The organism is Streptomyces sp. NPDC031274, from assembly GCF_055570235.1.
In genome coordinates this window covers 314,120-330,471 of sequence record NZ_JBVIHP010000002.1, presented here as the reverse complement: position 1 = coordinate 330,471, position 16,352 = coordinate 314,120, and the positions used below count along the sequence as shown (strand labels likewise).

The following is a 16,352-nucleotide window of genomic DNA, read 5'->3' as shown; positions in this document are numbered from 1 at the left end:
TCATGTGTGTCCTCTCCCCGGGGATCGCCTCGCCGCCCGGCGCCCACCGGCATCCACGTACTCCGCGGCCCCGATCAGCGCCGCATCCGCGCCCAACGTGCCGGGACGCGGTCTCACCGGAGTATCCCCGAGGCCGACGCCGACGGCCGGACCGACCAGGTCCCAGGACAGCGCCATGGCGCCGCCGACGACGACCGCCGACGCGCCGAAGTCGCGTACGTACGGGGCGAGAACCGTACCGAGAGCGACAAGGGCCTCGTCAAGGACCTGTGCCGCCCACTTCTCGCCCTGCCGCGCGCGCACGGCGATGTCCCGCACGTCCACGTCGTGACCGCCGGAGCGAGAGCCGCGCCGGGAGCTGTGACGGGAGCCGTGCCGGGATCCGTAACGGGCCAGGATCGCCCGCCGCGAGACGAAGTCCTCCAACGGCGCACCTGACCAGCGCAGCAAGTCGACACGGCCCTCGGGCGGCACTCCGGGCCCTGTCCGGCGCACGACCCCGCCCGCGAGGAACGCCGACCCCACCCCCGTCCCCAGGGTGATCCCCACACAGCGCCGGTGCCCGACCGCGGCCCCCGCTCGCCACTCCCCGAGCGAGAACGCGTGCGCGTCGTTCAGGAACACCACGTCCGCGGGCCTGGGCCGCACGCCGTCAAGGAGCACCGCGCGCACGTCGACGCCGTACAGATCGTCGAACTTCCCCACGCCCTTGAAGCGCGCGATGCCCTTCTCGTAGTCGAAGGGCCCCGGCACGGCGGCGCCCCACACCTGCCCCGCGGGCACCTGAAGCTCCCCGGCACAGCGCACGACCGTGCCGAGGATGTGCCCGGCGTCGCCCCGCGCGTCGAGTGAACGCCGGACACGGCGGCTCACCCGTACCCGGAACGGGTCCACCACAGCGGCGGTGACATGGGTCCCGCCGATCTCCAGAACGGCTCTCACGCGTGGCCCGCACGCACGGCTCTTCGGTCCCGTACGAGCGCCTTCACCACCTTGGCCGGGCCTTCCCGCGCCTCAAGGCGGTAGCCGCCGACCGCCGCGGGCACGGTCAGCGTCTCCGCGTACGCCAGCGCGTGCCGCTCCCCCGCCGATGTCAGCACGGTGATCCCCTCCCCCTCCACCACATTGAGCACGTGGAACCGTCCCCCCGTGTCGTCACCGGCGACGGCATCCCCGTCGAGGGTGTAGCGCCGTACCTCGTAGAACATCTCGTCGAGCGCGCCGAGCAGTTCCTCGCGCCAGCCGTCCCCGCGCCGCAGGACGCACGGCTCCTGCACCAGATCGCGGGTCACCGCGTCGCCGCGCCGCTCCGTCTCCAGGTTGGCGAGGCCGTGTTCGTAGGGCAGCGGACGCGGGTTGCCGTCGGCGTCAGGGCGCAGCCAGTCGTAGAAGCGCAGGCTGTAGAGGTACGGGGTCGCGCTGATCTCCAGTACGAGGTTGCCCGCGCCGCTGGCGTGCGGGGTGCCCGCCGGGATCATGAAAAGCCTGCCCTGTTCGGCCGGGAACGCCATGACGTGGTCCTCGGGGTCCATCGGCACCCCTTCGTGCGCCGCTTCCTCGATCTCCTTGCGGAAGAGAGCGAGGTCGACGTCCTCGCGCAGGCCGAGGTAGACGCGCGTGTCGGCGCTGCCGAGCGTCATGTAGTACGTCTCGTGCTGCGTGTAGTGCCAGCCGAACCGCTCGCGCATGTACGACTCCTTGGGGTGGCAGTGCACCGAAAGATTGCCGCCGCCCACCGTGTCCAGATAGTCGAAGCGGATCGGGAAGGACGTGCCGAACCGGGCGTGCGACTCCGCTCCGAGCACCTCGTCGGGGTGCAGGACGCACAGGAGCTGGAAGGGGACCTCCGCCTGGGCCTGGGGTCCGTGGCCGATGAGGATGCCCGCTTCGGGGGCGATGAGTTCGTAGCCGAGGGCGGTGTTGCTCGCTCCGGAGTCGAAGCCGAGGGCGCTCTGACCCCAATGCCCGCCCCAGGGCGTGGAGTTGAAGAACGGCCTGGTACGTACGGGACGCCGGGCGAGGTCGGCGTAGCTCGCCCGCAGGCCGTCCCCGTCGAGGAACACGGGCCGCCCGGGCTCCTGCACGTCCAGCCAGCCGTCCAACTGGCCGACGAGAGCGTCACGGTGGCGGTCGATCATCGGCCAGTCCACATAGAACAGCCGCTTCAACTCGGCCCGCTCGCCGGGCAGTCCGAGGTTGCTCCCCTCTCCGGCCGCCACCGCGGACTCCGCGTACCGCTTGGGCAGATCGGCGTACCAGAGCACGTCGTGCAGGACCAGGGACGCGCCGGGACCGTAGACGAGTACCAGTCCTCGCGTTTCACCGTCGTCACCGCCGTCACCGTCGTCCCGCGGGAGTTCGTGGAACAGGTCGGACAGGGGGTTCTCCGCGAGCTTGCAGTAGTACGGGTCGTCGGCGTCCGGCGCGCTCATGGTGCGGCGCCGCACCACGGCGGGGGGCGCGTAGCGCGTACGGATGTCGAGGGTGCGTACGGGCAGGGGGCAGGCGGCGGTGAGCTGGGCCGCGATGGTCTCCCAGTCGGCGGCCGGTGGCCCTTCGACGGCCACGATCGCGGGTTCGGCGGGCAGTCGGGCGGCCACCGCCTGCCAGCCGCTGGTCAGTACGGCCCCCGGTGCCGGGGGGTAACGCGGGTCGAGCCGGTACACGCATGCTCCTTCGAGCGGAGGTTCTTCTCGGGGATTCAGGGACGTACGAACAGCACCGCGGTCGTGCCGAGGGTGGGTATGCCGACGGACAACACACCGTCCGATACAGGCAGTTCGCTGACTGTCGCGCCCAGATAGTCCGCGCTGTGGGCGGCCACGACCGGAAAGTGGACCCGCACCGGGCACGCGACCGGTTCCTGTGCGAAGGACTGCAACCGGAGCAGGATCTCGCCGGGCCTGGGCGTCGTGGCACCGACAAGGCGTACCCTCGCGTCCCCGAGGTCGGCGAAGGAGAGCGATGCCCGCCCTTCGCCCTCGGCTCCCCTGGCCCGCACGGCCCGCAGCGGGCGGCTGAAGGCCGCCGCCGTCCGGGGGCCGAGCCCGTCGGCGGTCGGGCCGCAGGCCAGGCTGTAGCGGTAGGTGAACTCGAAGCCCTGCTCGCTGGGGAAGTTGGTATCCCAGAGGTTGTTGTGGATCCAGGAGAAGACGGTGGCGGGCTCGTCGTGCCCCATCGTCTTCGGGAAGGGCGCGTACGGCAGCGCGATGTTGCCGAACTGCACCAGCGGCGCGTCCTGCGTGGACCAGGCCACCGCGAGGCCGTCGTCGGCGAGCGTCACCCAGCGGCGTACCGCCCGCATGTGCAGGGCCGATCCCGGCACCACGGGAAGGGACGTGCCCGTGACGCCCCCGGACGCCTCCATCCGCACGACCGGCTCGTCGAAGGCGAAGGGGAACGCGAAATAGGCACTCTCCTTGCCCGGTGTCGCGTCCTTGTCGAGGCGGTTCTCGATGTCGAGGCGGGGCACGCCCACGGGCAGCGTGAGGGTGGTGCGCAGCCGGTTGGCTCCGGCCGGGCGCGTCTCGTACGTGATCGATTCGGACGTCGGCGTGGAGCGGCGGGCGATGAGCGCGGCGGGCGGGGCGACGGCGCGGTTGCCGAGGTGTTCGAGGCGGTCGGACGCCGTCGTACGGCTTGAGTTGTGGTTGAAGGCCCCGGCGGTGGTGTAACTGTCGTGGATGTAGCCGTTGAAGCCGACGGTCGCGTCAATGCGGACGAGTTCGCGGCCGGTCGCCTTGTCGACGACCGAGGCGATGCAGGCGTGCGCCAAGTCCACGCGGACGGCAAGGTGTTCGTTCTCCAGGAGGGTCGGTTCAGGGAGGGCGAGGGCCGCGGCGGCGGTCTGTGCCGGGTCCTCGCGCTCGGTGCCGCCGGTGGGGTTCCAGCCGGTGGCGGCCTTCAGAGCCGTGCCCCGTGACCGCTCGTCGGTCCGCGTGGCGTCGGCGGTGATGTCCAGGCGGACCGAACCCGCGGGCGGCACCTCGTCCACGCGGACGAGGAGGAACCGTCCGGCGTCCCGGTGGTCGTCGTTGGTCTGCGGTTGTTCCTCGTGGGCGAGCCGGCGTCCGTCGCGGGCGTCGCGCACGGCCACCGGGCGTTCCAGGGGCACGCTGCTCTCCGGCAGGAAGATCCGTACGACGTCCGTGCGCGGCCAGGAGCACGTGTTGACGACGTGGTAGGTCGCCGCCACGCCCGGCGTCACCGCGAGCCGCTGCCCGAGCCGGGCGCTCGCCCTGCCGAGGAGCGCGTAGCCGTCGTCGTACGCGCGCATCGCCTGCCCGTACTTCCAGTGCCACTGGTGTTCTCCGGAGTGGCCGCCCTCGTCGCCGTGGGTCCACGGGTCGCCGGCGCCCCAGGTGTGCTCGTCGAAGAGCGACACCGCCTCGTAGACCCCGGCCGCGTCCGCGCTGTCCTCCTCGGCCCCCGTGGCGTCGAGGATGCCTGCGAACGTGCCGATGGTCTGGGCGTCGGCGACCACGGACTGGGCGGTGCGGGCCAGGGACAGCGGCCGCGCGCCGGAGCCGACTCCGTCGACCCACCAGTCGGTCCAGTCGCCGTCGAAGGTCTGGATGGCGTCGCCGAGTCTGGACTCGGCGTCCGTGAAGAAGTCCTCGTTGCGTGAGAGCCGCAGCTGGGGGTGGGCCCAGGTCTCGTTCCAGCGGCGGACGGTGTCGGCGATGATGCGGCGGGGCGGCGCGTTGTCGCCGAACTTGCCCTGGACGCGCAGGTGGAGCACGTCCCAGGGGTAGGGCTCGCGCTTGATCTCGGTCTGGTCCATGGCCCAGCCGAAGATGCCGCCGCGGTAGGGGTACGGGTTGGTGGCCAGGGAGGTCAGATAGGCGGGCAGCAGGTCGTCGACGTCCGTGTAGTTCGTGTCGAAGCCGAGCAGCGGGCCTTCCATATAGGCGAGGCCGTGCGGGGTGTCGGTGACCCAGACGAGGACGCTGTTGCCGCTGGGGGCGCGCCAGCGGAAGAGGCGGGGCAGCTTCTCTCCGCCGACCAGGTGGGGGACGGATCTTCCGGCCCAATTGTGCGCCACGGAGAGGTACTTGACCCCGGCGTCGGACAGGGCGTCGACCAGGCCGACGACAGCGCCCGGCACGTCGGTCTGCATGGCGGAGGTGAACGTGACGCCGTGCGTCTCGCGCACGTCGCGGGCGAGCCGGAGCAGTTCGTGCAGCTCGTCCGTGGAGCAGGTCTCGGTGTGCAGGTTGAACGGCAGCGCGGTCAGCTCGATGCGCCCCTCGCGCACCCGGCGTACGAACTCCTCGACCTGCTCGGCGGGACGGGCGTCCGCCCACTGCCGGAACGACCACAGGGACTCGACGCACCACCGGAATCGCGACTCGGCGGGCCAGTCGTCGGTGGCCCTGGTCAGCTCCAGGCAGGAGTCGAGGAAGGAGAGGTGCTCGGCGAGTACGTGGCCCTGGGGGTCGGTGTAGCCGATGTCGAGGTGGGAGTGGTGGACCAGGTGAAGGGTCCACCGCCGCTGCGGGGTGAGGCGGACGTCAATGCCCTCGGCACCCTCGGTGGTGTCCGGCAGGCAGACGGTGAGGCGGGTCTCGGTGTCGACGGCGGGCACCATGAGGCGTACGGAGCCGCCGGGACCGGCGAGTTGTTCGACGGGCAGTGCGGTCCCCGACTCGGTGCGGACGGTGAACTCCCCCGGTAGCACGGACCCGTTGACCGCTTCGATCCGCAGTGACTGAGAGAGGCCGTCACCCTCCCCCGTCCTGCGCAGCAGCGGTTCCTCCGTGAGCCTCAGGGTGCTGCCGCCGAGGCTTCCCTCCGCGGTGATGACCGAGGAGCGCAGGCTGTCGCGTATCCGGTCGTAGTCCCAGTCGGTGGTGCGGACGAGGGCCCGTGTCGTCATGCGGTTGCCTCCGGCGGGTCTCGGCGGGTCTGGTCTCAGCGGGTCTCAGCGGGGCTCAGCGGACGGATGCGGTGACGCCGCGCAGGAACAGGCCGCGGAACACCAGGAAGAGGAGGAGCGTGGGCGCGGAGACGATCAGCGCGCCGGCCAGGATGACGGGCGGTCCTGTCGAGGAGTAGGCGTTGTTGAGGGTGGTCAGGGCGGCCATCACCGGCTGGACGTCGGGGCTGCGGCTGAGCGTGATGCCCAGGAGCAGGTCGTTCCAGACGGCCGTGAACTGGAAGATGAAGGCCGCGCCGAGGCCCGCCTTCATCAGCGGCACGTGGATGCGCCAGAAGATCCGCCGGAAGGAGGCTCCGTCGATGAGAGCCGCCTCGGTCAACTCGGGCGGCATGGTGGTCATCTGATTGCGGATCAGGAAGAAGGCGAACGGCACCGCCCATGCGGCGTAGATGAGCATGAGCCCGAGCCTGGTGTCGTACAGATCGGCGTCCGCGTACAGGCCGAAGAGCGGTGCGAGGAACATCTGGAGCGGGAAGAGCGTGCCGGAGTAGATCAGCCAGAACCAGAAGTCGGGCCTGGGGACGGGCAGAACGACGACGGCGAACGCCGCCATGGCCGCGATGAGCACCGCGGCCGTACCGCACACCATGGCGTAGAGCAGCGAGGCCTGGAAGCTGTCGCCGATGCCCGCCACGTTCCAGGCGGTCCTGAGGTTCTCGATGAGGTCGTAGCCCCGGACGGTCCAGTCGGGCTTGCCCGTGTACTCGGTGGCGGGCGTCAGCGCGTTGACGACGAGGAGGTAGAGCGGGATCAGCCAGAGCAGCACGCATCCCGCGATGAAGAGATGGCGCACGGTGCGGCCCATGAGTGCCTCCTCAAGCCTTGGCGGTAGTGGCGCGGGAGTCGGCCTCGGGCATCTGGCGGCGCAGATACATCCAGGAGGAGGCGACGACGATGACCGAGAGGACGAGCGCGATCGCCGATCCGTAGCCGATGTGGAAGAGCCGGAAGACCTCGCGGTACATGCTCAGGGCGAGGGTCTCGGAGGAGCGGGACGGGCCGCCCTTGGTGAGGATCCAGATCATGTCGAACGCCTTGAGGCTGTTCACGATGGCCATCCCGACCACGACGACCGTCACGGCCCGCAGCTGGGGCAGCGTGATGTACCGGAACATCCGCCAGCCGCTCGCCCCGTCCAACTGGGCAGCCTCGACGGTGTCTTGAGGGATGGCGCGCAGTCCGATCGCGAAGAGGACGACGTTGAGCCCGGTGGCCTGCCACGTACTGGCGACGATCATCGAGAGTGTGTTCTGCGGCCACTCCAGGAGCCAGGTCTGCGCCCAGGAGTCCAGACCGATCCCGCGAAGGACCTGGTTGACCGCGCCGTCGGACGTCAGCATGAAGTTCCACAGGACGGCGGTGGCCGCGGCCGAGATCGCGTACGGCAGCACGATGACGAGCTGCGCGATCCCGCCGAACCGCGTCCGGTGGGTGGCCACAGCGACGAGCAGCCCGGCGAGGACGGGCAGAAACAGGGTCCCGGCCACCCACATCAGGGTGTTGAGCAGCGAACGTCCGATGATCGGGTCGTCGGCGAGGCGCGCGTAGTTGTCGAATCCGGTGAAGCTGCTCGTGAAGCCGTTGTCCTCGAAGAAACTGTCGTAGACGCTGCGGAAGAACGGATAGACGAGGAGTACGCCGACGAGGGCGAAGGCGGGCAGCGCCCAGGGCAGCCCGGCGAGCGGTCCGCCGAGTCTGCTGTTGGCGCGGGCGGCCTGGTGCGGGGTGCGGGTGGGAATGCGGCGGCGCGAGCGAACGGGGTGCGAGGCGGGCTTGTGGCCTGGCCGGTGGCCGGGCTGCTGGGCGGAGGTCGCGATCTCGGTCATGCCTTCTCCGCCTCCCGCCATACCTGCCACGCTTCGTCCGCGCGTTCCTGCATGGTCCGCAGCACCTTGCGGTACGAGGACGGGTTCAGGAGGAAGCCGGCCAGGTCGTCGACGGTCGCCTCGACCAGTTCGGGCGGGCCCTGTTCCCAGAAGCGGTTGAGCAGCCAGAGCTTGTCGCCGCGGACCTGTCTCGCGAGACCGGCGATCATCGGGTTCGGGGGCTCGACCTCCGGGTTCGGGCAGCCGTCCTGGAGGCTGTGCGAGAAGGCCTTCATGACGGCGGGCCGCAGCCAGTTGCCCGCGGCCTTCAACGCCTCGGTCCGGTCAGGCCCCTTGACGGTGCAGACCAGGGCGCTGGACTCGAAGATGACGCAGGGGCGGGCCTTCGGATCCGCCATGGGCAGCACGAAGGCGCCGAGGTTCTTGCCGGGCTTCGCGCCCGCACCCATGAGGGTCGAGCCGAGCCAGGTGCCGCAGGGGACCATCCCGACCTTGCCGTGGACGAGGGCCGCGGCGGCGTCGGCGTGGTTCATGTCCATGGGGGTGAACCAGTCCTTGTCGAAGAAGGACACCAGGGTGCGCAGGGCGCGTTCGGCACGCGGATCGGTGTACCGCTCACGTCCGTTCATCAAGTCCGCGTAGAACTGCGGGCCTTGGCGGCTGAGAATCTCCTGGAACCAGATGAAGGAGGGCCAGCGGTCGGCCGCCGAGCCGTGCAGCGGGGTGATCCCGCTCTCCTTGAGCCGCTCGCAGACGGCAAGGAAGTCACCCCACGTCTCGGGGGCTTGGAGTCGGTGCTCCTGGAACACCTCGATGTTGTAGAAGAACACCCAGTACGCGAGGTTCATCGGCAGGGCGTAGACCCGCCCGCGGCAGGTGAACGCCTCCCGTAACGAGGCGTCGACCCAGCCCTTCCCGACGGCGCTGTCCCACTGCCGGGTGAGGTCGACGATGCCACCGGTCCGGGCAAGGTCCTGGAGCCGGTAGCCCGACCAGTACTTGAGCATGTCCGGCGTCTTGCTGGTACGCAGCGAGGACTTGACGACCTGCTCGAACGATTCGAGGGACGGATTGACCTCGGGCACCAGTCGCAGGCCCGCCACGGACTTCATGGCCGCCCCCGCGGCGGCCATCGGCTTCTCCCAGGCGGCACTGTCACCGAGCACGGCGACCTTGCCGGGAGGCTGTCCGCTCGCGGTCGCGCAGGCGGTGGTCAGCGCACCGGCGGCGGCCGCGGCGAGAAGGGCACGCCTGTCGAACGAGGTACCCCCCGGAGCCGACTGAAGGCCGTCCGGATGAAGGGCGCCTGGACGAAGGGTGCCTGGATGAAGGGTGCCTGGACGAAGGCTGTGACGTATACCTGACGGACGACTACCTGACATGGGTGGCTCCCTCAGGCGTGTGTCAGCCCGGTGTTAGCGTTAACACGGGTGTGATGGAGCTTCCCGACGCCAGGGTGGGATGTCAATGGTTCGCACAACAACAAGGCTTGAGGCACGGGGCTTTCAGGCGGCAAGGCGTGAGGCACGGGGGCTTTCCAACGACTTGACGGCCTGACTAGGCAGGCACCGTATCCTGCTCGGCGATCTGTGGCAGCTCCCGGATGCCCGGCACCGGCGACGGCAGTAGCCACAGCACCGCGAGAACCGCTCCGGCCGTGCCGATCCAGAGCGTCGGGCGCAGTCCGATCGCCGTGCCGAGGAAGCCTCCGAGCAGGGCGCCCAACGGACGGAAACCGTGGTTCAGGGTGCGGAAGGCACCCATGACCCGCGAGCGGATGGTCTGGGGGATCAGCGTCATCTGGAGTGACGCGGCGGCGATGTCGGTGACCATCACACCGACGCAGCTGAGGAATTCGGCGACGAAGAGCATGCCGACGACCAGCGGCAACGGGCCGTCGGCGAGCGGCACGAGCAGGAGAGGCAGGGTGAACACCACAGAGCCGCAGAGGATCGAGGGCCCGATGCCGAAACGGCGGACGATCCTGCCGCCGCACGCCGCACCGATAAGTCCGCCGACGGCACCGGCACTCAGTATCGCGCCGAGGACACCGGCGCCCAGGCCGAGTTCGACCGTCACGTACAGCACGAAGAGCGTGTGGAACATGTAGTTGAAGAACTGGATGGTCCCGGAGCACGCGAACAGCGCACGCATCGACGGCTCCTTGACCACCCACCGAAGCCCCGCCGTGAAGTGTCCCTTGCCGACGGGTTCCGGCACGGGCTCGACCGGTTCGACGCGCGAGAGGAAGCGGGCCGAGACGAGATAGGTGAAGGCGTCCGCGAGCAGGGCGAACGGGGCCGTGAGGAACTGTACGAGGAGTCCGCCGACTCCTGGCCCCGCCAGCCAGGACATCGAACGACTTCCACTGACAAGCGAGTTGGCCTGCACATAGTGCTCGGCGGACACCAGCGCCACGAACAGGATGTTGTTGCAGGCGTCGAAGAGCACAGTCAGGGCACCGATCGCGAACGCCGTCGCATAGAGCTGCCCGAGCGTGAGGACGTCGAGCAGATATGCGACGGGCAGCGTCATGAGCAGCGCCGCGCGGGCCAGGTCGGCGGCGATCATGGCGCGCCGCCGCCGGGCCTGCCGATCGGCCCACGCACCCAGCGGGAGATTGAGGAGGAGCGCGGGCAGCAGTTCGGCCGCCTTGAGCCAGCCCATCTCGGCCGCGTCGGCGCCGAGGACGAGCACGGCGGCCAGCGGGATGGCGATCAGCGATATCTCGCCACCGATGAGGGAGACGGTCTGCCCGGTCCAGTAGCGCCGGAAGCTCCGCTCACGCAGAAGGCCGGGTACGCGCTCCGCCACCGTCACCGGTCGGCCTCCGCGTCGCCGTCGAGGACGCCCTCGGCGATCTCCTGGTCCAGGAAGGCGATCCGCAGCAGGCTGACACGCCGTGCTTCTTCGGGGCGCCGGGATGGGTCGGTGTTTCGGTCCTCGTACGGACGCAGCAGGGCGTTCATCCGCTCGCCGAGGCCGGTCAGCTCCTCCGGGGTGAGGTAGAGGAACGTGTCGCCGAACTGCTCCGCCTCCTGCCAGGTGCGCGACAGGAGGTGGCGTCGCTCCTTGGCCCGAATGACGCGCTCGAAGTACCGCTCGGCGACCGCGGTGTTCAGCGCGTCCGACGCCTCGGCGACGGACGGGTCCTCGCTGTATCCGGGCCAGTCGGTGAACTGGGCGGTCGCCTGCCACGGCTTCTCGCGCCCCCGGCCGCCCGGCGCCACCTCGACGAGCCCGTATTTCGCGAGCATCCGCAGGTGGTACGAGCAGCTGGCCACGGACTCCCCGGTCAGCTCGGCGGCACGCGTGGCCGTGAACGGCCCGCTCCGCCGCAGCAGGCCGACCAGGGCCATGCGCGTGGGGTGGGCGTAGGCCCGCAGGGCACGGGGGTCGGTGAGGCGGATGCTGCGGGGCGGCGTGCCGTCCGGGGGCGCGGTTTCAGGGACCTCAAGGGCTTCAGGGATCTGAGGGATCTGAGGGATCTCGGGAGTCTCCGGCATGATGTAAAGCTATCTTTAGAAAGAATCCTTTACAAGGTTTCTCCTCAGGCCCGAACTGAGTGGCGGGCCATGGCCCGCGCGGCAACCATCGAGGGACACCGGAGGAAGGGTTCACCCAATGACCAAGAACAAGAAGGACGAGAAGAACAAGAAGGACAAGAAAAACGGGAAGAAGCAGAGCGAAAGCCCCACCCCGCTCCGCGAACTGCTCCGCATCCCCGAGGGAGAGCGGGTGGACCTCGCCTCGTACGCGGCAGACGCGACCCCGGCAGGACCGACGGACAAAGCCGCGGGGGTTCTGGCCACCGCCCAGACGGGAGAAAGGCTCGCCGACCTACAGGAGCGGCTCTACGCGGCGAGCACCGCGGGCGATCGCCGCCGCGTCCTGCTCGTGCTCCAGGGCATGGACACCAGCGGCAAGGGCGGCACGGTCAAGCACGTCATCGGGTCGTTCAATCCGTCCGGCTGCCGCATCAAGGCCTTCAAGACGCCCACCCCGGAGGAGCGGAGCCACCCCTTCCTCTGGCGCGTCATGCGGGCCCTGCCGCTGCCCGGCGAGATCGGCATCTTCGACCGCTCGCACTACGAGGACGTCCTCATCGCCCGCGTCCGCGAACTGGCCCCCCGCCGCCAGATCGGCCGCCGCTACGGCCAGATCAACCGCTTCGAGCAGAGCCTCGCCGACGACGGCGTCACCGTCATCAAGTGCTTCCTGCACATCTCGTACGAGAGGCAGCGCCGCCGCCTGCTCGAACGCCTCGACAACCCGGACAAGCACTGGAAGTTCAGCCCCGACGACATCGAGTCGCGCGGCCTGTGGCCCGACTATCAGCAGGCGTACGAGATGGCCCTCGAACGCTGCTCGACGACGCACGCCCCGTGGTACCTCATCCCGGCCGACCGCAAGTGGTACCGCAACTGGGCGATCAGCGCCCTGCTCCTTGAGCACCTGAGCGCGCTGGATCCGCGGTACCCGAAGGCGGACTTCGATGTGGACCTGGCGCGGAAGCAGCTGAGGGGCGACGGCACCGCGTAGGCGCAAGATCGGAATTGGTACAAGATCGGACAGAAGTTACCTCTAGGTATGCAGTGACTTAATGAGCCAGTAGCAGTAGAACTCGTTCCCATTCCTACGAGAGTGAGGAACGTCACATGAGTGGCACTACCACGCGAATTACCGCCTCAGAGGGCGTGACACGTCGAAGATTCATCACTGGAACGGGTTCTATTCTGGGCGCTGTCACCCTCTCCGCTCAGGCCGTCCCCGCCTCCGCCCGAACACAGTCCGCGACCGCCGCCGCTGCCGGACCCATCGGCGACGGCGCCCGCGTCCCCGTCCTGGTGATCGGCACCGGGTACGGCGGCTCCGTCGCCGCCCTGCGCCTCGCCCAGGCGGGCGTCGACGTCCAGATGGTCGAGATGGGCATGGCCTGGGACACCCCTGGCTCCGACGGCAAGATCTTCGCCCACACGACCTCGCCCGACGGCCGCTCGTACTGGCTGCGCACCAGGACCAAGCAGCCCCTGAGCAACTTCCTCGGCTTCCCGATCGACAAGGACATCCCCCGCTACACCGGGATCCTCGACGCCGAGGAGATGGGCGGGATCATCGTCTACCAGGGCCGGGGCGTCGGAGGAGGCTCCCTGGTCAACGGCGGCATGGCGGTCACGCCCAGGCGCGAGAACTTCGGCGCCATCCTGCCGTCGGTCAACGCCGACGAGATGTACTCCACCTACTACCCGCGCGCCAACGCCGGTCTCGGCGTCAGCCTCATCGACCCGGCCTGGTTCGACAGCGTCGACTGCTACCAGTACTCCCGGGTCGGCCGTAAGCACGCCCAGCGTTCCGGCTTCCCGTTCGTCTTCGTGCCGGGCGTCTACGACTGGGACTACATGAAGCAGGAGGCGGCGGGAACGGTCCCCAAGTCGGCGGTCGCCGGCGAGATCCTCTACGGCAACAACTACGGCAAGAAGTCGCTCCAGAAGACCTACATCGCGAAGGCCACCGCGACCGGCAAGGTCACCATCTCCCCGCTGCACAAGGTCACCACGGTCTCCCCCGCCTCCGGCGGCGGCTACACCGTCGTCATCGAGCAGCTCAACACCAGTGGCGCCACCACCGCCACCAAGACCGTGACCGCGGACAAGGTGTTCTTCGCGGCCGGCAGTGTCGGCACCAGCAAACTACTGGTCAAACTGAAAGCCACCGGTGCGCTGCCCCAGCTGAACGGCGAGATCGGCAAGGGCTGGGGCGACAACGGCAACGTCATGTGCGGCCGCGCCAACCACCTGTGGGACCCGACCGGCAAGGTCCAGTCGTCCATCCCCACGGGCGGCATCGACAACTGGGCGGCCGGTGGCGCGTTCGCCGAGGTCGCGCCGCTGCCCACCGGCATCGAGACCTATGCCTCGTTCTACCTGTCGATCACCAAGAACCCCAACCGCGCCTCCTTCTCCTGGAACGCCGCGGCGGGCAAGGCGGAGCTGAACTGGCAGACGGCCTGGAAGCAGCCGTCCATCGACGCCGCCAAGACCATCTTCGACAAGATCAACTCGAAGGAGGGGACGATCTACCGCACCGACCTGTTCGGCACGTACAAGATCTGGGGAGACCACCTCACGTACCACCCGCTCGGCGGCGCGGTCCTGAACAAGGCCACCGACAACTACGGCCGTCTGCACGGCTATTCGGGCCTGTACGTGATCGACGGCTCGCTGATCCCCGGGAACACGAGCGTCAACCCGTTCGTCACCATCACGGCGCTCGCCGAACGGAACATCGAGAAGATCATCGCCACTGATGTCTGACAACACCCCTCAGTACCCGGGGAGTCAGTGCCCGGGGAGTCAGTGCCCGGGGAGTCAGTGCCCGGGTAGTACACACACCGCATCGAGGCCGAGCACGTGGTTGAGCCGGCCGAACGCCAGCCAGGAACCGATGCTCATGCTCAGTTCCACGATCTCGTGCTGGCTGTAGTGCGCGGTCATCCGCGTCCAGAACTCCTCGTCGAGGCCATGGTGATCCAGGGCGTACCGCTCGGCGTACTCGGCGGCAAGACGCGTCCGGTCGTCGAACGCGTCGGTGGTGCGCCACTGGGTCACCGCTTCGGCGAACTCCTCCTCGACCTTCTGACCCTCGCGCTCGGTACGCCAGTCGAGGCAGAACAGGCACCCGTTGATCTGCGCGATGCGCAGCCGCGCGGCCTCGAACTCCCGCAGCCCCAGGGTCGTGTGCTCATACACCGAAAGCGAGAAGTTCGCGGCGGCCATGCCGATACCGGGGACCATGTCGCCCCACACGTACCCGATCGGCTCCTGCCCCTCGGGGATGTCTATGTGCATCGGGTTCATCGAGCTCATTGTTTGCTCCTTCCGAGCTTGCCTGTCGCGGGGCGCAGCGGGACGTCGAGCGCGTCGTAGAGTCCGGGTTCGCTGTCCACGAGCCAGTCGATGGCGCCGACCAGACGGCCGACCGCGGTGGCGTTGCCGCCCGCCGACCGGTTCTCACCCTCGTCGGTGGCCGCGACCGTCACCTCGATGCGCGGGCGGCCCTCGATGATGACCCGGTGCGCTCCGGCTCCGTCGGGCGGCGCCGGCCAGTCCGGTGCGCAGGACGGGTGGATGCGGGTGACGTGCTCGATGACGATGCGGGGTACGCCCCCGACGATGCCCTGCACCTCGAACCGCACCGCGCCCTGGGTGCCCGCCTCGAAGTCGCCCATCGTCCGGGTGCTCACCGAGGTGTCGAGCGCGCGTCGCTCCAACGTCTCGCAGATGTCGTCGAGTTCGGCGCCGAGTGCCCTGGCCATCAGCCGGATCTGGCCGCCCCACACCATGGTCGGAATGGTCTCGGCGAGCATCAGGGGCTCGTAGTCCATCGGATGCCCCATGCCGATCAGGTGGCGTACGGAATCCTCCTGCTCGTACGTGGAGTAGTCGAAGATCTCCTGGCAGCGGATCGCGTCGACGGTGCTGCCGAGTCCGCTGATCAGGAGCGGCAGTATGTCGTTGCCCCAGCCGGGGTCCACGCCGGACACGAAGAGGGATCCGCCGCCGTCCGCGACGGCGGCGAGGATCGGGTCCCGCAGCTCGGGCGGGGCGTTGCGCTGGTCGTAGAGCGCATAGAGGGCGGGGGTGACGACGACGGCTCCGGCCCGGATCGCCCTGCCGATATCGGCGAGGGCCTCGTCGGGGCGCAGGTCGCCGGAGGCCGCGTACACCACGGCCTGGGGCGTCGCGGCGAGGACCGCGTCGATGTCGTCGGTCGCCGCGACACCCAACCGCCCGTCGAGCCCGGCAAGGTCGGCCGCGTCACGGCCGACCTTGTCGGGATGGTGGACGAGCACGGCCGTGAGCTTCAGCGCCGGGTGGGCCTCGACGGCACGGATGGCCGCTCGGCCGACATTTCCGGTACCCCAGACAACCGTGGAAATCATGCGGCGGAGGGTAACCAGAGGACGTATCACTTCATAGGGCCATGACCGCAGAGTTTTCCGTCGCGGCGTTCTCCGTCAATTACGCGTGCCTAACGTATGTTCACGTCGATGCACGCGTAGAAGGCGTTCGACGTGTCGCCGATGTTCCAGACCGCGAGCACCTTGTGCCTGCCCGTGGCGCTGCCGAGGTTGACCTGGTGCTGGACGGTGGCCGGCGGCTGCTGGTTGCCGCCGTCGATCGTCGCGACCTTCGTGCCGTCGACGAAGTACTCGTAGTTCGCGGTGCGGTGCCGTGCGGTGAACGTCCAGGTGAAGGTCTGCGTCCTGCTGACGTCGCTGACCTTCCACCCCTTGCTGTCGTCGTTGAGCTCGGCGAACCTGGAGTTGCCGCCACTGCAACTGCGCAGCCCCTTGGGGCCCTCGACGCTCTGGGGTTCCCACTTGATCTCGCCGCACGAGACCGTGCCCGACGCGCACTGCGCCTGCCGGCTTGCCGGTGCGTTGACGTATCCGTGCGCGCTGGCCGAACCGGTCGGCAGGGTGAGGGCGAGGACGGGCGCAAGGCCCGCACCGATCACGGCCGCCAACTTCCGCTTCCTGTGCATGCGTAACTCCTTCACGACGCTGGGGTGGGGGTGTGCGT

General features: G+C 69.2%; 13 protein-coding genes. 2 read left to right on the top strand and 11 right to left on the bottom strand.

Annotation, left to right across the window (positions count from 1 at the left end; translation table 11 throughout):
* The 8 genes from ACZ5CR_RS04395 to ACZ5CR_RS04360 all read right to left on the bottom strand — a co-directional run bounded on the left by ACZ5CR_RS04395 (position 1) and on the right by ACZ5CR_RS04360 (position 11,273).
* A complete protein-coding gene (locus ACZ5CR_RS04395; RefSeq protein ID WP_468853430.1) occupies positions 1–942 on the bottom strand; it encodes an ROK family protein in 942 nt (313 codons plus the stop codon).
* A complete protein-coding gene (locus ACZ5CR_RS04390) occupies positions 939–2,666 on the bottom strand; it encodes a class I mannose-6-phosphate isomerase (RefSeq protein WP_468853429.1) in 1,728 nt (575 codons plus the stop codon). Before ACZ5CR_RS04390 ends, ACZ5CR_RS04395 begins: the two co-directional genes overlap by 4 nt.
* Before the next feature lie 35 nt (positions 2,667–2,701).
* Complete coding sequence (locus ACZ5CR_RS04385) at positions 2,702–5,878, bottom strand: glycoside hydrolase family 38 N-terminal domain-containing protein (RefSeq protein ID WP_468853428.1); 3,177 nt, start codon at positions 5,876–5,878, stop codon at positions 2,702–2,704.
* Positions 5,879–5,933: 55 nt separating this feature from the next.
* Positions 5,934–6,746: a carbohydrate ABC transporter permease gene (locus ACZ5CR_RS04380; RefSeq protein WP_468853426.1), complete on the bottom strand. Its 813-nt coding sequence runs from the start codon at positions 6,744–6,746 to the stop codon at positions 5,934–5,936.
* Between the two features lie 10 nt (positions 6,747–6,756).
* On the bottom strand, positions 6,757–7,767 hold the full coding sequence (locus tag ACZ5CR_RS04375; RefSeq protein ID WP_468853424.1) for a carbohydrate ABC transporter permease: 1,011 nt from the start codon (positions 7,765–7,767) through the stop codon (positions 6,757–6,759).
* Positions 7,764–8,933: an ABC transporter substrate-binding protein gene (locus ACZ5CR_RS04370; protein WP_468853423.1), complete on the bottom strand. Its 1,170-nt coding sequence runs from the start codon at positions 8,931–8,933 to the stop codon at positions 7,764–7,766. Before ACZ5CR_RS04370 ends, ACZ5CR_RS04375 begins: the two co-directional genes overlap by 4 nt.
* A 391-nt stretch (positions 8,934–9,324) precedes the next feature.
* Positions 9,325–10,587 carry an MFS transporter gene (locus tag ACZ5CR_RS04365; protein ID WP_468853422.1) on the bottom strand — a complete coding sequence of 421 codons (1,263 nt, stop codon included), beginning with the start codon at positions 10,585–10,587 and terminating at the stop codon, positions 9,325–9,327.
* Positions 10,584–11,273 carry a winged helix-turn-helix domain-containing protein gene (locus ACZ5CR_RS04360; protein ID WP_468853420.1) on the bottom strand — a complete coding sequence of 230 codons (690 nt, stop codon included), beginning with the start codon at positions 11,271–11,273 and terminating at the stop codon, positions 10,584–10,586. The genes ACZ5CR_RS04365 and ACZ5CR_RS04360 overlap by 4 nt, the downstream gene beginning before the upstream one ends.
* A 118-nt stretch (positions 11,274–11,391) precedes the next feature.
* Here ACZ5CR_RS04360 and ACZ5CR_RS04355 point away from each other — a divergent pair, with 118 nt between their 5' ends.
* Positions 11,392–12,309 carry a PPK2 family polyphosphate kinase gene (locus ACZ5CR_RS04355; protein WP_468853418.1) on the top strand — a complete coding sequence of 306 codons (918 nt, stop codon included), beginning with the start codon at positions 11,392–11,394 and terminating at the stop codon, positions 12,307–12,309.
* Positions 12,310–12,425: 116 nt separating this feature from the next.
* Entirely contained in the window at positions 12,426–14,081 is a 1,656-nt protein-coding gene (locus ACZ5CR_RS04350; protein ID WP_468853416.1) for a GMC oxidoreductase, read from the top strand.
* Between the two features lie 54 nt (positions 14,082–14,135).
* Here the strand turns inward: ACZ5CR_RS04350 and ACZ5CR_RS04345 are convergent, their stop codons facing one another.
* The 3 genes from ACZ5CR_RS04345 to ACZ5CR_RS04335 form a co-directional block, all read right to left on the bottom strand.
* Positions 14,136–14,615: a carboxymuconolactone decarboxylase family protein gene (locus ACZ5CR_RS04345; protein ID WP_367049432.1), complete on the bottom strand. Its 480-nt coding sequence runs from the start codon at positions 14,613–14,615 to the stop codon at positions 14,136–14,138.
* Between the two features lie 14 nt (positions 14,616–14,629).
* Positions 14,630–15,709 carry an NAD(P)H-dependent amine dehydrogenase family protein gene (locus ACZ5CR_RS04340; protein ID WP_468853415.1) on the bottom strand — a complete coding sequence of 360 codons (1,080 nt, stop codon included), beginning with the start codon at positions 15,707–15,709 and terminating at the stop codon, positions 14,630–14,632.
* 89 nt (positions 15,710–15,798) lie between these two features.
* Positions 15,799–16,314: a lytic polysaccharide monooxygenase auxiliary activity family 9 protein gene (locus tag ACZ5CR_RS04335; RefSeq protein WP_389900250.1), complete on the bottom strand. Its 516-nt coding sequence runs from the start codon at positions 16,312–16,314 to the stop codon at positions 15,799–15,801.
* Between the last annotated feature and the right edge of the window lie 38 nt (positions 16,315–16,352).

What these genes read in the sequence shown, in the direction of transcription:
- ACZ5CR_RS04385 (WP_468853428.1), bottom strand. Translation starts at nt 5,878, where the DNA reads ATGACGACACGGGCCCTCGTCCGCACCACCGACTGGGACTACGACCGG.
- ACZ5CR_RS04380 (WP_468853426.1), bottom strand. Translation starts at nt 6,746, where the DNA reads ATGGGCCGCACCGTGCGCCATCTCTTCATCGCGGGATGCGTGCTGCTC.
- ACZ5CR_RS04375 (WP_468853424.1), bottom strand. Translation starts at nt 7,767, where the DNA reads ATGACCGAGATCGCGACCTCCGCCCAGCAGCCCGGCCACCGGCCAGGC.
- ACZ5CR_RS04360 (WP_468853420.1), bottom strand. Translation starts at nt 11,273, where the DNA reads ATGCCGGAGACTCCCGAGATCCCTCAGATCCCTCAGATCCCTGAAGCC.
- ACZ5CR_RS04355 (WP_468853418.1), top strand. Translation starts at nt 11,392, where the DNA reads ATGACCAAGAACAAGAAGGACGAGAAGAACAAGAAGGACAAGAAAAAC.
- ACZ5CR_RS04350 (WP_468853416.1), top strand. Translation starts at nt 12,426, where the DNA reads ATGAGTGGCACTACCACGCGAATTACCGCCTCAGAGGGCGTGACACGT.
- ACZ5CR_RS04345 (WP_367049432.1), bottom strand. Translation starts at nt 14,615, where the DNA reads ATGCACATAGACATCCCCGAGGGGCAGGAGCCGATCGGGTACGTGTGG.
- ACZ5CR_RS04340 (WP_468853415.1), bottom strand. Translation starts at nt 15,709, where the DNA reads ATGATTTCCACGGTTGTCTGGGGTACCGGAAATGTCGGCCGAGCGGCC.
- ACZ5CR_RS04335 (WP_389900250.1), bottom strand. Translation starts at nt 16,314, where the DNA reads ATGCACAGGAAGCGGAAGTTGGCGGCCGTGATCGGTGCGGGCCTTGCG.